The 16,547-nt window shown below is 72.2% G+C and carries 15 protein-coding genes and 1 pseudogene; 6 read left to right on the plus strand and 10 right to left on the minus strand.

All coding sequences use genetic code 11. From position 1 onward, the window contains the following. Positions 1–29: 29 nt before the first annotated feature. Entirely contained in the window at positions 30–536 is a 507-nt protein-coding gene (locus tag Q8A52_RS18430; protein ID WP_316753504.1) for a carboxymuconolactone decarboxylase family protein, read from the minus strand. A gap of 47 nt (positions 537–583) precedes the next feature. On the opposite strand from Q8A52_RS18430, the gene pdxR reads away from it, so the two are divergent. Then, the gene (gene pdxR / locus Q8A52_RS18435; protein WP_316753506.1) at positions 584–2,020 is read left to right on the plus strand and encodes a MocR-like pyridoxine biosynthesis transcription factor PdxR; all 1,437 of its coding nucleotides are present in this window, start codon (positions 584–586) and stop codon (positions 2,018–2,020) included. A 65-nt stretch (positions 2,021–2,085) separates the two neighbouring features. Here pdxR and Q8A52_RS18440 read toward each other — a convergent pair whose 3' ends face one another. The 3 genes from Q8A52_RS18440 to Q8A52_RS18450 all read right to left on the minus strand — a co-directional run bounded on the left by Q8A52_RS18440 (position 2,086) and on the right by Q8A52_RS18450 (position 4,044). Next, positions 2,086–2,826: an SAM-dependent methyltransferase gene (locus tag Q8A52_RS18440; RefSeq protein WP_408649214.1), complete on the minus strand. Its 741-nt coding sequence runs from the start codon at positions 2,824–2,826 to the stop codon at positions 2,086–2,088. An 81-nt stretch (positions 2,827–2,907) separates the two neighbouring features. Continuing rightward, complete coding sequence (locus Q8A52_RS18445) at positions 2,908–3,183, minus strand: DUF397 domain-containing protein (RefSeq protein ID WP_316753508.1); 276 nt, start codon at positions 3,181–3,183, stop codon at positions 2,908–2,910. Beyond that, complete coding sequence (locus Q8A52_RS18450) at positions 3,184–4,044, minus strand: helix-turn-helix domain-containing protein (RefSeq protein WP_316753510.1); 861 nt, start codon at positions 4,042–4,044, stop codon at positions 3,184–3,186. A 203-nt stretch (positions 4,045–4,247) separates the two neighbouring features. On the opposite strand from Q8A52_RS18450, the gene Q8A52_RS18455 reads away from it, so the two are divergent. The 3 genes from Q8A52_RS18455 to Q8A52_RS18465 all read left to right on the plus strand — a co-directional run bounded on the left by Q8A52_RS18455 (position 4,248) and on the right by Q8A52_RS18465 (position 7,425). Continuing rightward, complete coding sequence (locus Q8A52_RS18455; RefSeq protein ID WP_316753512.1) at positions 4,248–4,898, plus strand: ATP-binding protein; 651 nt, start codon at positions 4,248–4,250, stop codon at positions 4,896–4,898. Beyond that, complete coding sequence (locus Q8A52_RS18460) at positions 4,889–5,323, plus strand: hypothetical protein (RefSeq protein WP_316753514.1); 435 nt, start codon at positions 4,889–4,891, stop codon at positions 5,321–5,323. Before Q8A52_RS18455 ends, Q8A52_RS18460 begins: the two co-directional genes overlap by 10 nt. Positions 5,324–5,562: 239 nt before the next feature. Further along, positions 5,563–7,425, plus strand: a complete 1,863-nt coding sequence (locus tag Q8A52_RS18465; protein ID WP_316753921.1) for an ABC transporter ATP-binding protein — start codon at positions 5,563–5,565, stop codon at positions 7,423–7,425. Positions 7,426–7,438: 13 nt separating this feature from the next. Here Q8A52_RS18465 and Q8A52_RS18470 read toward each other — a convergent pair whose 3' ends face one another. From Q8A52_RS18470 to Q8A52_RS18480, 3 genes are all read right to left on the minus strand, one after another. Continuing rightward, a complete protein-coding gene (locus tag Q8A52_RS18470; RefSeq protein ID WP_316753515.1) occupies positions 7,439–7,615 on the minus strand; it encodes a hypothetical protein in 177 nt (58 codons plus the stop codon). Positions 7,616–7,779: 164 nt separating this feature from the next. Continuing rightward, positions 7,780–8,946: a cytochrome P450 family protein gene (locus Q8A52_RS18475; protein WP_316753517.1), complete on the minus strand. Its 1,167-nt coding sequence runs from the start codon at positions 8,944–8,946 to the stop codon at positions 7,780–7,782. A gap of 21 nt (positions 8,947–8,967) precedes the next feature. Beyond that, positions 8,968–10,320 carry an amidohydrolase gene (locus Q8A52_RS18480; RefSeq protein ID WP_316753519.1) on the minus strand — a complete coding sequence of 451 codons (1,353 nt, stop codon included), beginning with the start codon at positions 10,318–10,320 and terminating at the stop codon, positions 8,968–8,970. Between the two features lie 136 nt (positions 10,321–10,456). Between Q8A52_RS18480 and Q8A52_RS18485 the strand changes: the two genes are divergently transcribed. Next, positions 10,457–11,407 carry an endonuclease/exonuclease/phosphatase family protein gene (locus tag Q8A52_RS18485; protein ID WP_316753521.1) on the plus strand — a complete coding sequence of 317 codons (951 nt, stop codon included), beginning with the start codon at positions 10,457–10,459 and terminating at the stop codon, positions 11,405–11,407. Between the two features lie 87 nt (positions 11,408–11,494). Here the strand turns inward: Q8A52_RS18485 and Q8A52_RS18490 are convergent, their stop codons facing one another. The 3 genes and pseudogenes from Q8A52_RS18490 to Q8A52_RS18500 form a co-directional block, all read right to left on the minus strand. Continuing rightward, positions 11,495–13,402 carry an FUSC family protein gene (locus tag Q8A52_RS18490; RefSeq protein ID WP_316753523.1) on the minus strand — a complete coding sequence of 636 codons (1,908 nt, stop codon included), beginning with the start codon at positions 13,400–13,402 and terminating at the stop codon, positions 11,495–11,497. 634 nt (positions 13,403–14,036) lie between these two features. Next, a complete protein-coding gene (locus Q8A52_RS18495) occupies positions 14,037–14,768 on the minus strand; it encodes a DUF7873 family protein (RefSeq protein ID WP_316753525.1) in 732 nt (243 codons plus the stop codon). A 41-nt stretch (positions 14,769–14,809) separates the two neighbouring features. Continuing rightward, a pseudogene (locus Q8A52_RS18500) lies at positions 14,810–15,052 on the minus strand (hypothetical protein); the annotation flags it as partial. 253 nt (positions 15,053–15,305) lie between these two features. On the opposite strand from Q8A52_RS18500, the gene Q8A52_RS18505 reads away from it, so the two are divergent. Next, on the plus strand, positions 15,306–16,541 hold the full coding sequence (locus Q8A52_RS18505) for a serine/threonine-protein kinase (protein WP_316753527.1): 1,236 nt from the start codon (positions 15,306–15,308) through the stop codon (positions 16,539–16,541). Positions 16,542–16,547 lie beyond the last annotated feature (6 nt).

The raw sequence follows: 16,547 nt of genomic DNA on the forward strand, positions 1-16,547 counted from the left end.
ACCCGCGCCCGTGCTTGAGCGTGCAACGGCTAGCGGCGCTCGTCCGTCCCCGCCACCTTCGCCGTCGTCAGGGCGACCCTGTTCCAGGTGTTGATGGTGAGGATCAGGGCGATGACGTGGGCGAGTTCCTCCTCGGTGAAGCGGGCGGCGGCCTCGGCGTAGACGTCGTCGGGGACGCCGGCGTCGGCCACCAGGGTCACCGCCTCGGTCAGGGCGAGCGCGGCCTGCTCCTGCTCGGTGAAGAAGTGACGGGCCTCGCGCCACACGGCGACCATGTGCAGCCGGTCCTCGCTCTCGCCGGCCTTGCGAGCGTCGTTGGTGTGCATGTGCAGGCAGTACGCGCAGTGGTTGAGGTGCGAGGCGCGGATCTGGATCAGTTCGACGAGGGCCGGGTCGAGGCCTGCGCGGGCGGCGGCGTCGAAGCCGATGAGGGCGCGGAAGACCTTCGGTGCGGCCTTCGCGAAGTCGAGGCGGGACCGCTCGGCAACGGCGGTGGCGGAGGCGGCGTCGGTCGAGTTCGTCGTGTTCGTCGTCATGTCCTTCAACCTACGGGCCGGAAAGACCCTCTATAGGGTGCACTTTCATGACGGAATCATGGGTCAATTCGGCGGAGCGGATCGGTGCCGACCTGCATCTGGAGCTGTCCGGGCCGGGCGGGCGGCGGGCCGCGTTGATCCGGGCGCTGCGCGAGGCCGTGCGCGGCGGGCGACTGGCCCCCGGCACCCGTCTGCCGCCGTACCGCTCGCTCGCGGCCGACCTCGGCGTGGCCCGCAACACGGTCGCCGACGCGTATGCGGAGCTGGTCGCGGAGGGGTGGCTGACCGCCCGGCAGGGCTCCGGCACCCGGGTGGCCGAGCGGGCCGAGCCGCTGCGACACGCCGTACACGTGCCCGGAAAGGCACCTCCACGCGCGCGTGGGCCGCGGCACGACCTCAGGCAGGGCACTCCGGACGCGTCGGCGTTCCCGCGGACGGCCTGGGCGGCGTCCTACCGGCGGGCGCTCCAGGCTGCGCCCAGCGAGGCGTTCGGGCCGGGCGATCCCGCCGGGCGTCCCGAACTGCGGGAAGCCCTCGCGGAGTACCTGGCACGCGCGCGTGGCGTACGCACCGAGCCCGGCAGGATCGTGATCTGCTCCGGCTTCGCGCACGCGCTGCGGCTGCTGTTCGGACAGCGCGGGCAGGGCAACCCGGACGGCGGTGTGCTGCGCGGCCCGCTGGCCGTGGAGGCGTACGGGCTGGGGTTCCACCGCGATCTGCTCACGGCGGCCGGTGTGCGGACGGTGCCGCTCCCGCTGGACGAGCACGGCGCGCGGGTGGACCGGCTGGGACGTGAGCGGGCCGTGCTGCTCACGCCCGCGCACCAGTTCCCCACCGGCGGCCCGCTGCACGCCGAGCGCCGGGCCGCCGTGATCGACTGGGCACGCGCGCGTGGCGCAGTGGTGCTGGAGGACGACTACGACGGGGAGTTCCGCTACGACCGCAAGCCGGTCGGCGCGGTGCAGGGTCTCGACCCCGAGCGGGTGATCCACATCGGCTCGGTCAGCAAGAGCCTGTCGCCCGCGCTGCGGCTGGGATGGATGGTCCTGCCGGAGCGGTTCGTCGACGCGGTGCTGGCGGCCAAGGGCGAGCGCGAGGCATGGGCGAGCGTCCTGGACCAGCTGGCCCTCGCGGACTTCGTGGTCTCCGGGTCGTACGACCGTCATGTGCGACGCATGCGGCAGCGCTACCGGCGCCGCCGTGACCGGCTGGTCGAGGCGCTCGCCGAGCGGGCGCCCCACGTCGAGGTCACCGGCGTGGCGGCCGGGCTGCACGCGGTGCTCCGGCTGCCGTCCGGCACCGAGCGGTCCGCCGTCAAGGCGGCGGCCTGGCACGGCGTCGCCCTCGACGGGCTGTCCGCCTTCCGGCACCCGGAGGCCGAGGAGCAGGCCGGCGACGGTGTGGTGGTCGGGTACGCGACGCCCTCGGAACACGCCTACGGGGCGGCGCTGGAGGCGCTGTGCGCCGTGCTGCCGCCCGGATGACGGTTCGGGGACCGGATACCCGCGAAACGGTCCGCGGTGCGACGGGAGGGAACCGCCCGGCGGAACTACCCCTTTCGCCCCATCGCCCCGTACCCCGCAATCACCCCGTCGTCCTGTCCGGGCACCGGCTCACCCAGCTCGGGGTGCCACTCGTGCACGATCTCGACACCGGGGTCCACCAGTTCCAGCCCGTCGAAGAAGCGGGTGAACTCCTCGCGGGAGCGCAGTGCCAGGGTCACGCCCGCCGCCTTGAGCTTGGCGGTGGCCGCCGCCGACTCCTCCGGGGTGAAGTCGGCGGTGGCGTGGGTCATCACCAGGTGGCTGCCGGGGGCCAGTTCGGACAGCAGCCGCTCGACAAGCTCATGGGCACCGTCCTCGTCCGGGACGAAGTGGAGCAGGGCGACGAGCGAGAGCGCGACCGGCCGGCCGAAGTCCAGGGTGCGCTTGGCGCCCTCGACGATGGCGGCCGGATCGCGCACGTCGGCCTGCAGATACTCGGTCGCGCCCTCGGGTGTGCTGCGCAGCAGGGCCCCCGCGTGGGCCAGCACGATCGGGTCGTTGTCGCAGTAGACGACACGGGCGTCGGGGGCGAGCGACTGGGCGATCCGGTGCAGGTTGGGCTCGGTCGGGATGCCGGTGCCGATGTCCAGGAACTGGCGCACCCCGTTGCGGGCCAGCCGGCGCGTGGCGCGGTGCATGAACGCGCGGTTGACCCGGGCCATCACCGGCACCCGGGGGTCGAGGGGTGCGGCCTGCTGGTGTCGATCCGGATGGCGGCCGTGGGGTCCTGCCCGGTCATGCGGCACTCCGTAAGTGGCCGTACGCGGTTGATGATCAAGTCATTACCAAGATAGGAAAGTTGAGCAACGATCAAAAACAATGGGTGATCACGACAGCAGGAAGTCCGCCTCCCCCGCCTTCGCGCCCTCGATGAAGGCGGTCATCTCGTCCGAGGTGTAGATCAGCGCCGGTCCGTCCGGATCGGTCGACTGGCGGACGGCGATCCGGCCGTCGGCCAGCTTCATCGCCTCCAGGCAGTTGCCTCCGTTCCCGCCGCTCCACGGCTTGTGCCAGCCCTCGCTGCCCAACTCCCGTGCGGGCATGCCGTTGTAGATCCGCTCGTCGCGGTTGCGCGGCCCGGACTGGGACTTGATGCGATCCATTCACAACTCCTTGCGGAGATCCCGGAGGATCTCCTTCGTGCGATGTGCCGTAGCGGCCTGCGCCGCCATGCGGTCCATGACCTCCAGGTGGGTCGCCACCTCGGAGCGCGCGTCCAGGTAGACGGCGCCGGTCAGGTACTCGCTGTAGACCATGTCCGGCAGTTCTGACATGGCAAATCGGAACAGCACGAAGGGCCCGTACGTGCCCGGATGCGGCCCGTTGGCGAACGGGGCGATCTGGAGCGTCACATTGGGCAGCTTCGTGGCCTCGAGCAGCTTGTCGATCTGTGCGCGCATCACCTCCGGGCCGCCGACCGGGCGGCGCAGGGCGGTCTCGTCCATCACCGCCCAGAAACGCGGGGCGTCGGGACGGGTGAGCAGTTCCTGGCGCTGCATGCGCAGCGCGACATGACGCTCGATGTCCTCGGGCTTGGTCTGGCCGATGGCTCCCGACTTCAGCACCCCGCGCGCGTAGTCCTCGGTCTGCAGCAGCCCGGGCACGAAGTGCGGCTCGTACGAGCGGATGAGACCGGCGGCGCCCTCGAGGCTGACGTACATCGAGAACCAGCCCGGCAGGATGTCGTGGAACCGCTGCCACCACCCGGGCCTGTTGGCCTCCTCGGCCAACTGGACGAAGAGGTCGGCCTCTTCGTCGGCGACGCCGTAGGCCTTCAGGAGCAGCTGCAGGTACGGAATTTTGAGGGCGACCTCGGCCATCTCCATACGACGGACGGTGGCGGGGGCGACACGGAGGATGCGGGCGGCTTCCTCGCGCTTGAGCCCGGCGCGTTCGCGCAGGTCCAGCAGGCGCCGTCCCAGGACGACCTGCCCCACCGTCGGCGCGGACCGCGGTTCGCTCACGCTCCCACCTCCACGAACGAATGCTGACAGCCCTGCGGCGCCATTCGAAGACTCATTCGAAGGATCCGACGGATCCCCGATTGATCCCAACTGGCGCCGCCCGAGGTGCTGTTGCGAGCAGTGTGCCACGGCCCTTCACCGCGTCATACAGCACTCTGCATTTTTCAGAGTGACACTTGCCAAGTGTTCACGGCGGGGAGATAGTGGCAAGCGTGATTCCGTCCGCGCCCTTAGGAACAGACGCCGCCGCAGACCGTTCCGGTCTCGGCGCCGATGCGGGAGTCGCCCCAGGCGGGGCCGCTGCCGCGCGCCGGTTCCGGTTCGAGCTGGCCGCACATCCGGGTTCTCCCGCGCAGGCGAGACGCCTGACGCGCGCCCGGCTGACCGGCTGGTCGGTCTGCGCGGACACCTGCGACACGGCGGCTCTGGTCATATCCGAGCTGGTCACCAACGCGATCGTGCACACCGCGAGCAGCCGTGTGGTGTGCGAACTGCACGACCACGACGACACGGTGCGCATAGCCGTGCGCGACGAGGGTTGCGCCCCGGGTGAGCCCCACCCGTCGCCGCAGCGGCCCGAGGAGGAGCACGGGAGGGGATTGCTCCTCGTCGACGCCGTCTGTCAGGCCTGGGGAGCCCAGGAGCACGGTCCCGGGCTGCTGGTCTGGGCCGAACTGCCGCGCCAGACCGACGCCGCCCGCGACATGCCCGAGCCGCGCAACGACCTGGGCTGGGGCGCGCCACGCCCCAAGCCGGGCCAGTCCAACGGCTCGGACGAGGAGGAGGCCCGGACACGGCACCGCGTGGGGTCCCAGGCCGAAGCCCGGCGCCGTACGCTGCCGGAATGGCCGTGAGCGGCGCCCCCAGGTACGGACAGGTGTTCGGTCTGGACACCTTGGTCCGGCTGAGGCGCGAGCAGGTCACTTCGGGCGCGACCGGACGCCTGCCACTGCCCGCGGGCATGACGGCGCCGCTGGGCTGCGACGCGGTGGCCATACCGGCCCGCTTCGGGCCCCTGATCGTGCCCCGGTTGCCTCGCGTGGGTTGCGTGTACGCCGACGAGGCGCACTGGTGGTGGATCGTCCCGTCCGACTCCGACTACGCCCTGCCCTGGCCCTTCCCCGCCCACTACGCCCCCGGCGCCCCGATCCCCGAGGCGGCCCGCCTTCTCAACCGGCCGGACGGCACGGTTCCGTACACCCCGCCGATCCCGCTGTACCTGACGCTGTGCCGGGTGACCGGGACGACCCCGGACTGGTCACGACCGATCAGCGCATGAGCGGTGCGCCTGCCCGGCAGGCGTGGCCGGCCTCCGGAAGCCGACGGCTCCGGGCAGGGCGCACGCCCGCGTGCTCGCGTCGTCGCGCCGCGCGCCCTGCCCCCGAAAGGTCCGCCCCGCGATAGTGGCCGTCCGTCCACGTCCGGGGGAGGTCAACAGTGGGTAGGAGGCACGGCGGGGTCACACCCGAGGTGTCCGAGTCGGAACGGCTGCTGTTCGGGGGGCCGTTGCGGTACGACATGGGATGGAACCAGCACCGGGACGCCTTCCTGGAGCTGGACTTCCGGGCCATGGTGACACGGTTGCCCGGCATGCTGGCGTCGAGTTTCCGGCTGGCCCGGCAGGCCGACGCCCGGGCCGCGCGGACCGTGCTGGCCGCCGAGGCGGGCCGGGGCGCGGCTCAGGCGGTGAGCCTGCTGGCGGTGAACAGCGTGCTGGGGCGGCTGATCGGCGCCGGCCCGATCGAGGAGCGGCTGCGCGGCGCCGCGCCCGCCCTGGTCGCCATGGCCGCGGTGATGCTGGTGGGCGCCCTGCTGCGGGCCGCGTCGACCTACGCCACCGGCCGCCTGGAGCCCAAGGTGGAGCGGGTGGCGACCGAGCTGTATCTGGAGCGCGCGGCAGCCGTGGAGCTCTCCGCGATCGAGGACCACGCCTTCCACAAGCTGCTGGACACCGCGCAGTACGGCGCCCAGTCCGCCCGCCGCATGATCAGTTACGGCACCCGGGTGATCAACGCGGTGATCTCGCTCGCCGCCGCGGCGGGCGTACTGACCGTGCTGCACCCGGCCCTGCTGCCGCTGCTGGTGACCATGACCCTGCCGAGCGCCTGGGGCGCGCTGACCAACGCCCGGCGCCGCTACGAGTCCTTCCACACCTGGGTGCAGCACGCCCGCGCCGGGCACCTGATCAGCGCCCTGCTCACCGAACCGGAGGCCGCCCCGGAGATCCGTGTGCACGGCGTCGGCCCGTTCCTGCTGCGGCACTTCCGCGCGATGTCGGAGACGGCGGAGGCGGAGCAGGCCCGGCTGGCCCGGCTCGCGGCGCGCACGGGCCTGATCGCGGCGGCCTGGACGGGCCTGGCGACCGCCGCGACGTACGCGACCCTGGGCGCGCTGCTGTTGTCCGGGGCGATGGCGCTGTCCGTGGCCGGTACGGCGGTCATCGCCATCCGCACCGGCTCCGCGAGCCTCGACACGCTCGTCCTGGAGATCAACCAACTCCATGAGGAAGCCCTGTTCGTGGGCGATCTGCAACGGCTGTACGTCGAGGCGGCCGAGCGGGCGATCCCGATCGGCGGGGAGCCGTTGCCCGAGGATCCGAGGGAGATCCGGTTCGAGAACGTCACCTTCGCCTATCCGGGTGAGGCCGCCCGGCCCGCCCTGGACAACGTCTCGCTCGCTCTCCCGCTGGGCCGGATCGTGGCGCTGGTCGGCGAGAACGGCTCGGGCAAGACCACTCTGGTCAAGCTGCTGGCGGGCCTCTACAAGCCGGACCGCGGCCGGATCATGTGGGACGGCGTCGACGCGGCCACCGCCGATCGGCACGAGCTGGCCGAGCGCATCGCGATGGTCGCCCAGGACTTCAAGCGCTGGCCCTTCACCGCGAAGGTCAATGTCGCCGTCGGCCGTTCCGCGGCGCCGCTCACCGAGGAGCGCCTGGCCTCGTCGGTCGCCGAGGCGGGTGCCCAGGACGTGGTCGCGGATCTGCCGCGTGGTCTGGACACCTTGCTGGCACGGAACTTCAGCGGCGGGCACGAGTTGTCCGGCGGCCAGTGGCAGCGCCTCGGCATCGCCCGCGCCGCGTACCGGCGCGGGCGCATCCTGATCGTGGACGAGCCGACGGCGGCCCTGGACGCCAGGGCCGAGCTGGAGGTCTTCGAGAAGATCCGGGCGCTGGCGGGCAACGGTCAGACGGTCGTGCTGATCACCCACCGGCTGGCGTCGGTGCGCCACGCCGATCTGGTGCACGTCCTCGAACAGGGCCGCGTGGTGGAGTCCGGCACCCCCGACGAACTCCTCGCCGGCGGCGGTGTCTACGCGGAGCTGTACGGACTCCAGGCCGACCAGTTCACCGCGAAACTCCCCGCCCCGAAGGCCGGTTGACCGGCACCGGTCGCTAGTCCGCGCTCTCGCCGCCGCGGACGATCACCAGGAACGTGTCCGTCGCGAGGTCCATCACGACCTCGGCGGGCAGCCCTTCCAGACGTCGCGCGTGAGCGAACTCCTCGGCCGGCCACGAGCCTCGCGGTCCGCCGGCGGGAAAGCGTTCGAGCACTGTTCGCCCGTTCACCATCCTGCACCTCCAGAAAGCGTCGTACTTGTAGGAGTTAACGCTCCGGAGGGGAGAAACGCCTCGCCCGGTAACGTGACTGAGACCTACTTGACACCGGCTCAACGCGGACGGTGAGGATCCGTTGACTTTACGGCATTACGGACACCGTCCGTGCGTGGGTCCTCTCAGTACGTCACCGGCAGTGCGAGCAGCCCACGGGCCCGCAGGGAGGGGCGCCACCGGAGCTCCTCGTCGGCGAGGGCGAGGTCCGGGAACCGTTCCAGCAGGGCACCCACCGCGATCTCGGTCTCGGCGCGGGCCAGTGGCGCACCCAGGCAGTAGTGGATGCCGTGCCCGAGGGCGAGATGGCCGGAGGCGTCGCGGCCGAGGTCGAGGCGGTCGGGGTCCGGGAAGCGGGCGGGGTCGCGGTTGGCCGCGGACAGCGACACCCAGACCGTCTCGCCGGCCGGGACGGTGACACCGCCGATGGTCACGTCCTCGGTCGGGAAGCGCCTGATGGCGAACAGGGCGGGGCCCTCGTAGCGGGCAAACTCCTCGACAGCGGACGGGAGCTGCGCCGGGTCCTTGCGCAGCGCGGCGAGTTGCTCGGGGTGCCGCAGCAGGGCGAGCACCGCGTTGCCGATGAGCTGGACGGTGTTCTCGTACCCGGCGAAGAGGATGAGGAAGGCGAGCGACATCAGCTCGTCCTCGGTGAGCCGGTCACCCTCGTCGCGAACGGCGATCAGGTCGGAGAGCAGATCGTCGGCGGGCTCCGCACGCTTGTCGGCGAGAAGCCGGGTCAAGTAGCCGACCATGGCGACGACCGCTTCCCGGCCTGCCTCGGGCCGTGCCGGGTCGGGAGCGACCAGGGTGTCCGTCCAGATGCGGAAGTCCAGACGGTGCTCGTCCGGGACGCCGAGCAGATCGCAGATGACGGTGATGGGCAGGGGCGCCGCATAGGCGGCGACCAGGTCGATGGTGCCGTGCGGCCCGAATCCGTCGAGGAGCCGGTCGGCGGTGCGCCGGATCGGCTCGCGCAGGTGGTCGACACGGCGCGGGGTGAAGGCCCGGGCGACCAGGCGGCGGATGCGGGTGTGGTCGGGCGGGTCCATGTTGAGGAGGTTGGCGTCCAGGGCGGGCGGCAGGGCGAACCCCTTGTAGGTGCCCGCCGTGGCATGCGTCTTGTCCAGGGACAGACGCTGGTCGCCGAGGGCCGCCCGGACGTCCTCGTAGCGGGTGACGAGCCAGGCGGGGGTGCCGTCCGGCCCGGTGATGCGGTGCACGGGCGCGCTGTCGCGCAGTCGCGCGTAAACGTCGTAGGGGTGGTCGATGAGGCCGTCCGCAAGATCCATGGGACCCACCCTAGGGAACCGTCAGGTGGTGTATTCCTGGATGCGCTTCCCGTGGCTGCGGTCCACGAGCGCCGGCAGCCGCTCCGCCAACTCCCCCACCACCGTGGGCACATCGATGGTGAGCAGCTCGCGGTCACGCATCAGGATCCGTCCGTCGACGACGGTGGTGCGGACGTCGGAGGAACGTGCGCTGTGCACGAGGGTGGCGGCGAGGTCGTGGACGGGCTGGGTGTGCGGTCCGGTGAGGTCGACGAGGACGATGTCGGCCCGGCGGCCCGGCGCGAGGGCGCCGACGCGGTCGCCCAGACCGACCGCCCGTGCGCTCTGGAGGGTTGCGTGGTGCAGGGCTTGACGGGATGTCAGCCAACGCGCGTCACCCTCGGCGGACTTCTGCATCAGGGACGTCAGGGTCATCGACTCCCACACGTCGAGGGAGTTGTTGGAGGCGGCTCCGTCCGTGGCGAGTCCGACCGGGACGCCGACGGAACGCAGCGCCCGTACCGGTGTGGTGGTGGGCCAGCCGAACCTGAGGTAGCCGCGGGGCGCGGTGGCCACCGCCGTACGGCCCTGCGTGCGCTCCAGCAGGGGCAGGTCGCCTTCGACGATGCCGGTGCCGTGGGCGATGAGCAGGCCGGTGTCGAGGAGGCCGGTGCGTTCCAGGACCCCGATCGGGGTCATTCCGTGCCGGGCGAGGCTGGTCTCGGTCTGGTCGCGGTTCTCGGCGGCATGGATGTGGACGGGCAGGCCGTGGGTGCGGGCGAGTTCGGCGGTGGCGGCGAGGTCGTCGTCAGTGACGGTGTAGGGGGCGTGCGGGGCAAGGGCGGTGGTGATGCGGCCGTCGGCGCCGCCCCGGTGCCGCAGCGCGAACTCCAGCGACTTCTCCCGCCCTTCGGTTCCCTGCGAGGAGAAGTAGGCCTCCCCCAGATGAGCCCTGATCCCGCACTCGGCGACGACGGCGGCGACCGCGTCCATGGCGAAGTAGTGGTCGGCGAAGCAGGTGACACCGCCCCGGATCATCTCCGCGCAGGCCAGCCGCGCGGCCGGCGCCACGTCCTGCTCGGTCAGGTTGGACTCGACGGGCCACACGACGTCGTTGAACCACTCCTCGGTCGGCAGATCCTCGGCCAGGCCCCGCAGGGCCACCATCGGAGCGTGCGTGTGGCAGTTGATCAGGCCGGGCATCGCGACCTGGCCGCGGGCATCCAAGCGCTCGGCGGCGGGCAGGCCGCGCACGGCCGCGGAGCCGGTCACCGTGTCGATGACCCGGTCCCGTACGACGATCGCGGCGTCCTCCCGGAACCCGATCCGTTCTTGATCGTCGTGCACGAGTGCGGTGCATCCGGTGATGATGAGGTCGGCGGGCGCGGGACTCATTGCGCCAACGTACGGCAGGGTCATCGGGTCGGGTGAGCCGAAGCGCGGATCCGGTCCTGGCCCTGTCCCCGGTGCGGCCCGGGCGAGCACGCTGGCCGCACCACAGCCCGCCTCCGGCTTCTGGAAGGAGCCCGGCATGCTCCTAGGCACCTGGAACCTAGAGAACCTCTATCGTCCCGGCGGCCCGTACGGCCCCAAGGACAAGGCCGCGTACGAGACGAAGCTCGCCGCCCTCACCGCCGTGATCACGGAGCTCGACCCGGCCCTGCTCGGCGTACAGGAGGTCGGCGAACCCGGCGCCCTGGAGGACCTGGCCGGGATGCTGGACGGCGACTGGCACCTGGCGCTCTCCGAGCACGCCGACGGCCGTGGCATACGGGTCGGTTTCCTCGCCCGCACGGAACTGCGGGTGGTGGCCGACACGGCCGCGTTCCCGGCGAAGCTGCGCCCGGTGCAGGAGGACGACTCGGGCGTGGGGGTGTCCCAGGCGGGGCGCGGCTTCCTGGCGGTGGCCACGGAGACCGAGGCCGGGCCGCTGACGGTGGCGGTGTCCCACCTCAAGTCGAAGCTGCTGTCGTACCCGCGGGGCCGCTTCGTCCCGGAGGACGAGGGCGAGCGGGCGCGCTACGGGGCGTACGCCCTGTACCGGCGTGCCGCCGAGGCGGCGGCCCTGCGGGCGCTGGCGGACGAACTGCTGGCCGGTGAGGGCCGTACCCGCGATGTGGCCGTCCTCGGCGACCTGAACGACGAGGTGCAGGCCGCGACCACCCAGATCCTGCTCGGCCCGCCCGGCTCCGAGTTCCGCACGCCCGGCTTCGACCGCCCCGACAACGGCGACGCGGTACGGCTGTGGGACGTGGCCCCGCTGATACCGGCCGACCGGCGCTACTCCCGCATCAACGCCGACCGCCGCGAGCTGATCGACCACATCCTGGTCAGCCACCACCTGGCCCACCGGATCACGGAGGCGGGCACCGGGCTGCCCGGCGCCGATGCCCTGCAGCTGCCGTCGGTGGGCCCGGATCCGGCGCGGCGCCGGGACGAACCGGGCTCGGACCACGCGCCGGTGTGGGTACGGATCGGCTGACCGGGGCGGTCACACGGGGCTGAGCCGGTCACCGTGCGGCTGAGCCGCTCACCGGACGGCCGAGCCGGTCACATCCGGCCGAACCGGTCACACGGCGACGGGCGTCCTCGGCCGCCGCGGAGCCGCCGGAAACCCCAGCCGCTCCCACCCCAGCTCCAGCTCGGCCAGCAGCTCGTCGAGGCGCTCGGTGTGGTGCGGCGTGAGCCGTCCCGTGTCGTCGAGGTGCACGGCGCACGCCGTGGTCGTGTCGACCAGCCGTTCGAGGACGGCCGCGACGGCGTCCGTGCCCTCGGTGTGCCGGGCGAGGGCGGGCAGCTCCGCGGCGGCGAGGGCGATGGCCGTACGGGCCTCGGACAGGGTGCGGTAGGCCTCCCGCCGCAGGGCCCACCGCTCCGTCCGGTCGTCGGACTCGCCCAGGACGTGGTCGAGATAGGCGTCCGCGGCGCTCCCGGCCGCCGCGAGCCGCGCACGCACGCCGCCGCCCCGCTCCCCCGCCATCGGCAGATGCCCGACGATCAGCACGATCGCGCAGGCCAGCAGCGTCTCGCCGATCCGGCTGACGGAGGCCTGCGGCTCCCCGCCGACCATGACCAGGGCGAGGACGAGCACGGTGACGACGGCGGTCAGGGCGGCGAAGTGCCGGATGGCGACGGGGATGAGCGCCCCGCTGACCGCCACCAGCGCGACAAGCCCCTCGGGCCGCGGCAGCACGGCGGCAAAGCCCGCGAAGACGAGGGCGCCGAGGACGGTCCCCGCCGCCCGGCACAGCACCCGGGAGGCAAGCGGCCCGAGGTCGGGCTTGACGAGGAAGACGGCGGTGACGGGCAGCCAGTACCAGTGCTGGTGCTGTCCGTACCAGCGGGCGTGGTGCAGGGCCTGGGCGATGGCCGCGGCGGCGCCGAGGCAGAGGGCCACGCGCAGGCCGTACTCGCGTCCGCCGGTGCCGAGCGCGGCCCGGACGAGGTCCCGCGCACGGCGACGGCGGGTGAGCACCCGGTGTTCTGCGCCCTCGGCCCGGTCGAAGGCCTCGGCGGCGCGCAGGAGGGCGTCGTCCAGGGCCCGGAGGGCGGGCGCGACGGGGGTCCCCCCGCGCGAGTGAAGGCGAGCGTGGGGGAGGCCGGGCGCGGGCAGCGGCCCGGTGCCACGGTTGCCCATCACGGCGGCGGCGAGGAGCCGCGGCCCTGCCGAGGCCCGTTCACCGACGGCCTCCCCCGCCCAGGCCAGGGCGGTCGCGGCCTCGGCGAGCGGCAGAGCGGCGGCGTACTGCGCATGCAGTCGGCGTTCGGCCGTGGAGCCGGCGTACCGCCGCAGCCGGGGCCCGGCGAGGGCGTCCTGCGCATGGTCGAGGGCGCCTGTGAGCGCGGCCCGCCGGGCGACGGCTTCCTCGGTCCCGACGGCATCCAGCAGCTCGGCGACGGCGTCGTACACCCCGGCGACGGCGTCCCGCTCCCCGTCGAACCGGTAGTCGCCCGCGATCGCACCGGGCGTGGGCAGGGCCAGCCGCAGCGCGAGCAGCCATCCGGCCCCGGCGAGGAAGGCCAGAGCCCGCTGCCACCCCGGCTCGGGCAGCGGCATCCCGGCCCCGATGGCGGAGGCGACGAGCAGCTGCGTACCGGCGCCGGAGGCGACGGGCCCGACGGCGCTCATGCCTCCGGCGAGGAGTCCGAGCCCGGTGAGGACGAGGGTCAGCGGCACGGCTCCGACGTGCTGTCCGGCGTACGTCCCCACGAGCAGCCCCGCGGCCCCGGCCAGCGCGGGCACCCCGAGCCATCTGACAGCCGCCCGCCGGCTGCCGGGCCGGTCGTTGATCCCGGCGAGCATGGCGGCGATGGCGGCGACGACGCCGAGGGAGGTGCGGTCGGTGAGGACGGCGGCGAGCAGCAGCGGTCCGGCGGCCAGCGCACCCCGGGTGACCGCGCTCCAGGGGACGGGCCCGCGCTGGGCGCGGAGGGCATGGGCGAGCCAGGGCGGCAGTGCGGGAACGGGGCGGGACACGGGGCTCCTGTCCGGACGAGGGCTGGGTGAGCCTTCGGGCGACGGTGGCCGAGTGGTGGGCTGTGGTGCCCACGGTAGATCGTGTTCCCGGAGCAAATGGGACGATCAGGTTTCCGGGGCGTGACGGATGACCGGAGAGCCGAGTTCTTTATGAACTCAATGTCATCGCGAACGCAGGTGGGCTCGGGGCGTGAAGCGGGTGGATCCGGGGGGAACGCAGAGGGAGCCGGGGCGTGAACGGAGGTGGACCCGGGGGCGTAGCCTGCCCCCGGGCCCTCGAAGGCCGCCCATCGTCACACGCCGGCACGCTTGAGGACTCGGGTCAGTCGTTATGTCGTCGCGTCCTGCCTTTGGACCACCGCGCATCGAGCTGCGCGGGCAGGACTTGAACCTGCATTTCGACGTGCTGGGGCCCGGGCCCGGTCGATCCGGCGATCGGCGGCGAATGCTGAGTCTGGAGCGAGAGTCTGAGATTGATCGCGGTCTGCCTCTGCCATTTGGGCTACCGCGGCACGGGATGAATGCCGCGGGGAGGGCTCGAACCTCCACTGGAACCGCTTCGTCACGACAAGCTTCAGCTTCAGCTTGCGCTCCTCGCGCACCCCGGTCTCAAGGGACCGGGGATTCTCGAAGGCTACCCGAACAGGTAGCCGAACACGGCGTCACCCACCCGCTGGTCGACGACGTCGGTGCCGTTCGCCTCTTCCCGGGCGAACTTCACGGCCTGCTGCAACTTCTCGACGCGGTCGAGGAGTTCGTTGACGCGCCGGGCGGGAAGGGCACCGGAGAACTTCACCGTGGTCCAGTACCCGACGGGAACGTCCTCGTAGTACACCTCGACCTGAGCCGGGTGCTTCTCGGTGGCCTCGGCCTTGACGTGGTTCCTGGGCACCTTCTTGGTCCGCAGCGTCCGCACGGGCTCCGTCTTCCACGCGTCGGTGGACGGGTCCTGCGCCCAGGACTCGGAGGCGTCGAGGACGGGCAGCTTCCGCACGAAGGTGTTGAGATCGACGAGCTGCTTCTCCAGGAACAGCAGGTAGGCCACGGGCACATCGGCGACGAGTACCCGCCCGTCCACCTTCACATCCGCCCGTGCGCTGCAGTTGGCCCAGTCCTTGGTGGCGGTCACGTCGAAGAGCCGCGTCAGCGTCGCCGCGGTCTCGCGCAGCACGTCCTCGGCCTTCACCTGCACCCGCGTGGACTCGGGCGGCAGCTGCTCGCCCTCCTCGTCCTTGGGCTGGTAGGTCCGCGAGATACCGGCCAGCAACGCGGGCTTCTGCAGGCCGTGGTGCGCGGACGTCAGGTCCTGGTGCGCCTTGGACTTGATGCCCTTCTCCACTGCGATGATCTGATTGAGTTTCGCCACGCGGGTGACGTTAGCAACGACAACGCCTCTGTTTCGAAGGATTATTCGGCGTCTTGGGCCGGGGCGACTGCGGCCTCGAAGAGAAACTCGGCCCGCTCGACGGCGCCGACGAGCCCGCCGCCACCGCCGCCGAAACCCCCGCGGCTGCCGTCACCGCCGTGCCCCAGCGTCGAGACGATCCCGTCGACCGCCCGCAGCCCGGCCCGCTCCAGCAACCGCTTCTCGTTCGTCACCCACTCACCGCGCGCCGCGAGCACCGCGTGACCGGTCTGCGCGGCGTCGGTAGGGGCGGGCATGGGGCGGCTCCGAGGGCCTGCGGGCAACGAAGGTCGCCCGGAGCGTACGTGGGCGCTGTCACCCCCGGGAGACATTTCGAGCGCACCGCCATGCCTGAAAGCGTGCGCCTGGCGCTTCCCGGAGCACCCGAGACGATCTCTCCCCGCCGCATCTGCACGACCCGACACGATCTTCCCCCCATGTGGACTACCGTTGCTCTCTGCACATACCGGCTGACCAGGGCGAAGGGACGAGACTCAGGTGAACGCGGCGCCGCTGAGCCCCGAGGACCCGACCATGCTCGGCGACTTCGAGCTACTCGGTCGCATCGGTCACGGCGGCATGGGCCAGGTGTATCTCGGTGAGTCGCAGGGCGGGGAGCCCGCCGCGGTCAAGGTCATCAAGCCTTCCGTGGTCGATTCGGAGACGCGGCTGCGCTTCGCCCAGGAGGTCGAGGTCCTGAAGACGGTCTGGGGGCCGCGCATCGCCGCCTTCATGGACGCGGACCCGGAAGCGGACCAGCCGTGGCTCGCCACCGAGTACGTCGACGGTCCGGATCTCCGCAAGCACGTGAGCAGCTGCGGCCCGCTGTCCGCCGTGCTCGTCGCCGCTCTCGGCGCGACGCTCGCGGAGGCCCTCTCCGGCGTCCACAAGCAGGGCCTGCTGCATCGCGACCTCAAGCCCGCGAACATCCTGCTCGGCCCGAACGGCCCGAAGATCATCGACTTCGGTCTCGCGGTGTTCACGGAGTCCAGCGCGTCGCTCACCGCCCCGAACACGGTGCTGGGGACTCCGGCCTGTATGGCGCCGGAGCAGGCGAACGGCGTCAAGCCCCTGCTGGCGCCCGTCGACGTCTACGCGCTCGGGGCCGTTCTTCTCTATGCGGCGACCGGCCACTATCCCTTCCAGGCGGAGAACATCCACGCCCTCTTCCATCTGATCACCAAGCCCGAGAAGCAGCCGGACCTGACCGGTGCTCCGGACCAGCTGGTCCCCCTGCTGACGGCGATGCTCGCTCACGATCCGAGTGCCCGTCCCACCCTCCAGAGCGTGGTCCAGCGGTGCCGTGGCGTGATCGAGAGCGAGGGGCTCACGGTCGCCCAGGCCCGGCGTCGGCTGACCACGTACACCGCCGCGACCGCGGCAGCGCCCCAGGACAAGCCGACGACGCGGGCCTCGTCCGGCTCCCCTGGCGCAGCCGCCGGAGCGGACCTGCCCACGGCACCGGCACCCCAGCAGCTGGAGACCGCCGACCCCGCGATGCCGCTTGCGCAGGATGCTGCCCCGCCTGCCGCGTACACGCCCACGGTGAAGGCCACGCCCACCGGCGTCGAGCCTCCGTCGGCGCAACCGGCTCCCGACACCCCGCCCGTCGCGCACCGCGCTCAGAAGCGGACGGGCCCCGGGCGCGGTGCACCACAGATCAGGCATTCCGCACAGGCCAGGCGCGTAGCCCAACAGCTGCGCGAGACCTACGCTCAGCGTGCGAAGTTCTGACATCAG

Source organism: Streptomyces herbicida (assembly GCF_032656585.1).
In the GTDB taxonomy this organism is placed as follows: domain Bacteria; phylum Actinomycetota; class Actinomycetes; order Streptomycetales; family Streptomycetaceae; genus Streptomyces; species Streptomyces herbicida.

Excerpts from the sequence above, each read along its gene's own strand:
- Q8A52_RS18445 (WP_316753508.1), bottom strand. The coding sequence starts at position 3,183 with ATGGATCGCATCAAGTCCCAGTCCGGGCCGCGCAACCGCGACGAGCGG.
- Q8A52_RS18465 (WP_316753921.1), top strand. The coding sequence starts at position 5,563 with ATGGGATGGAACCAGCACCGGGACGCCTTCCTGGAGCTGGACTTCCGG.
- Q8A52_RS18470 (WP_316753515.1), bottom strand. The coding sequence starts at position 7,615 with ATGGTGAACGGGCGAACAGTGCTCGAACGCTTTCCCGCCGGCGGACCG.
- Q8A52_RS18475 (WP_316753517.1), bottom strand. The coding sequence starts at position 8,946 with ATGGATCTTGCGGACGGCCTCATCGACCACCCCTACGACGTTTACGCG.
- Q8A52_RS18485 (WP_316753521.1), top strand. The coding sequence starts at position 10,457 with ATGCTCCTAGGCACCTGGAACCTAGAGAACCTCTATCGTCCCGGCGGC.
- pdxR (WP_316753506.1), top strand. The coding sequence starts at position 584 with ATGACGGAATCATGGGTCAATTCGGCGGAGCGGATCGGTGCCGACCTG.
- Q8A52_RS18430 (WP_316753504.1), bottom strand. The coding sequence starts at position 536 with ATGACGACGAACACGACGAACTCGACCGACGCCGCCTCCGCCACCGCC.
- Q8A52_RS18480 (WP_316753519.1), bottom strand. The coding sequence starts at position 10,320 with ATGAGTCCCGCGCCCGCCGACCTCATCATCACCGGATGCACCGCACTC.
- Q8A52_RS18460 (WP_316753514.1), top strand. The coding sequence starts at position 4,889 with ATGGCCGTGAGCGGCGCCCCCAGGTACGGACAGGTGTTCGGTCTGGAC.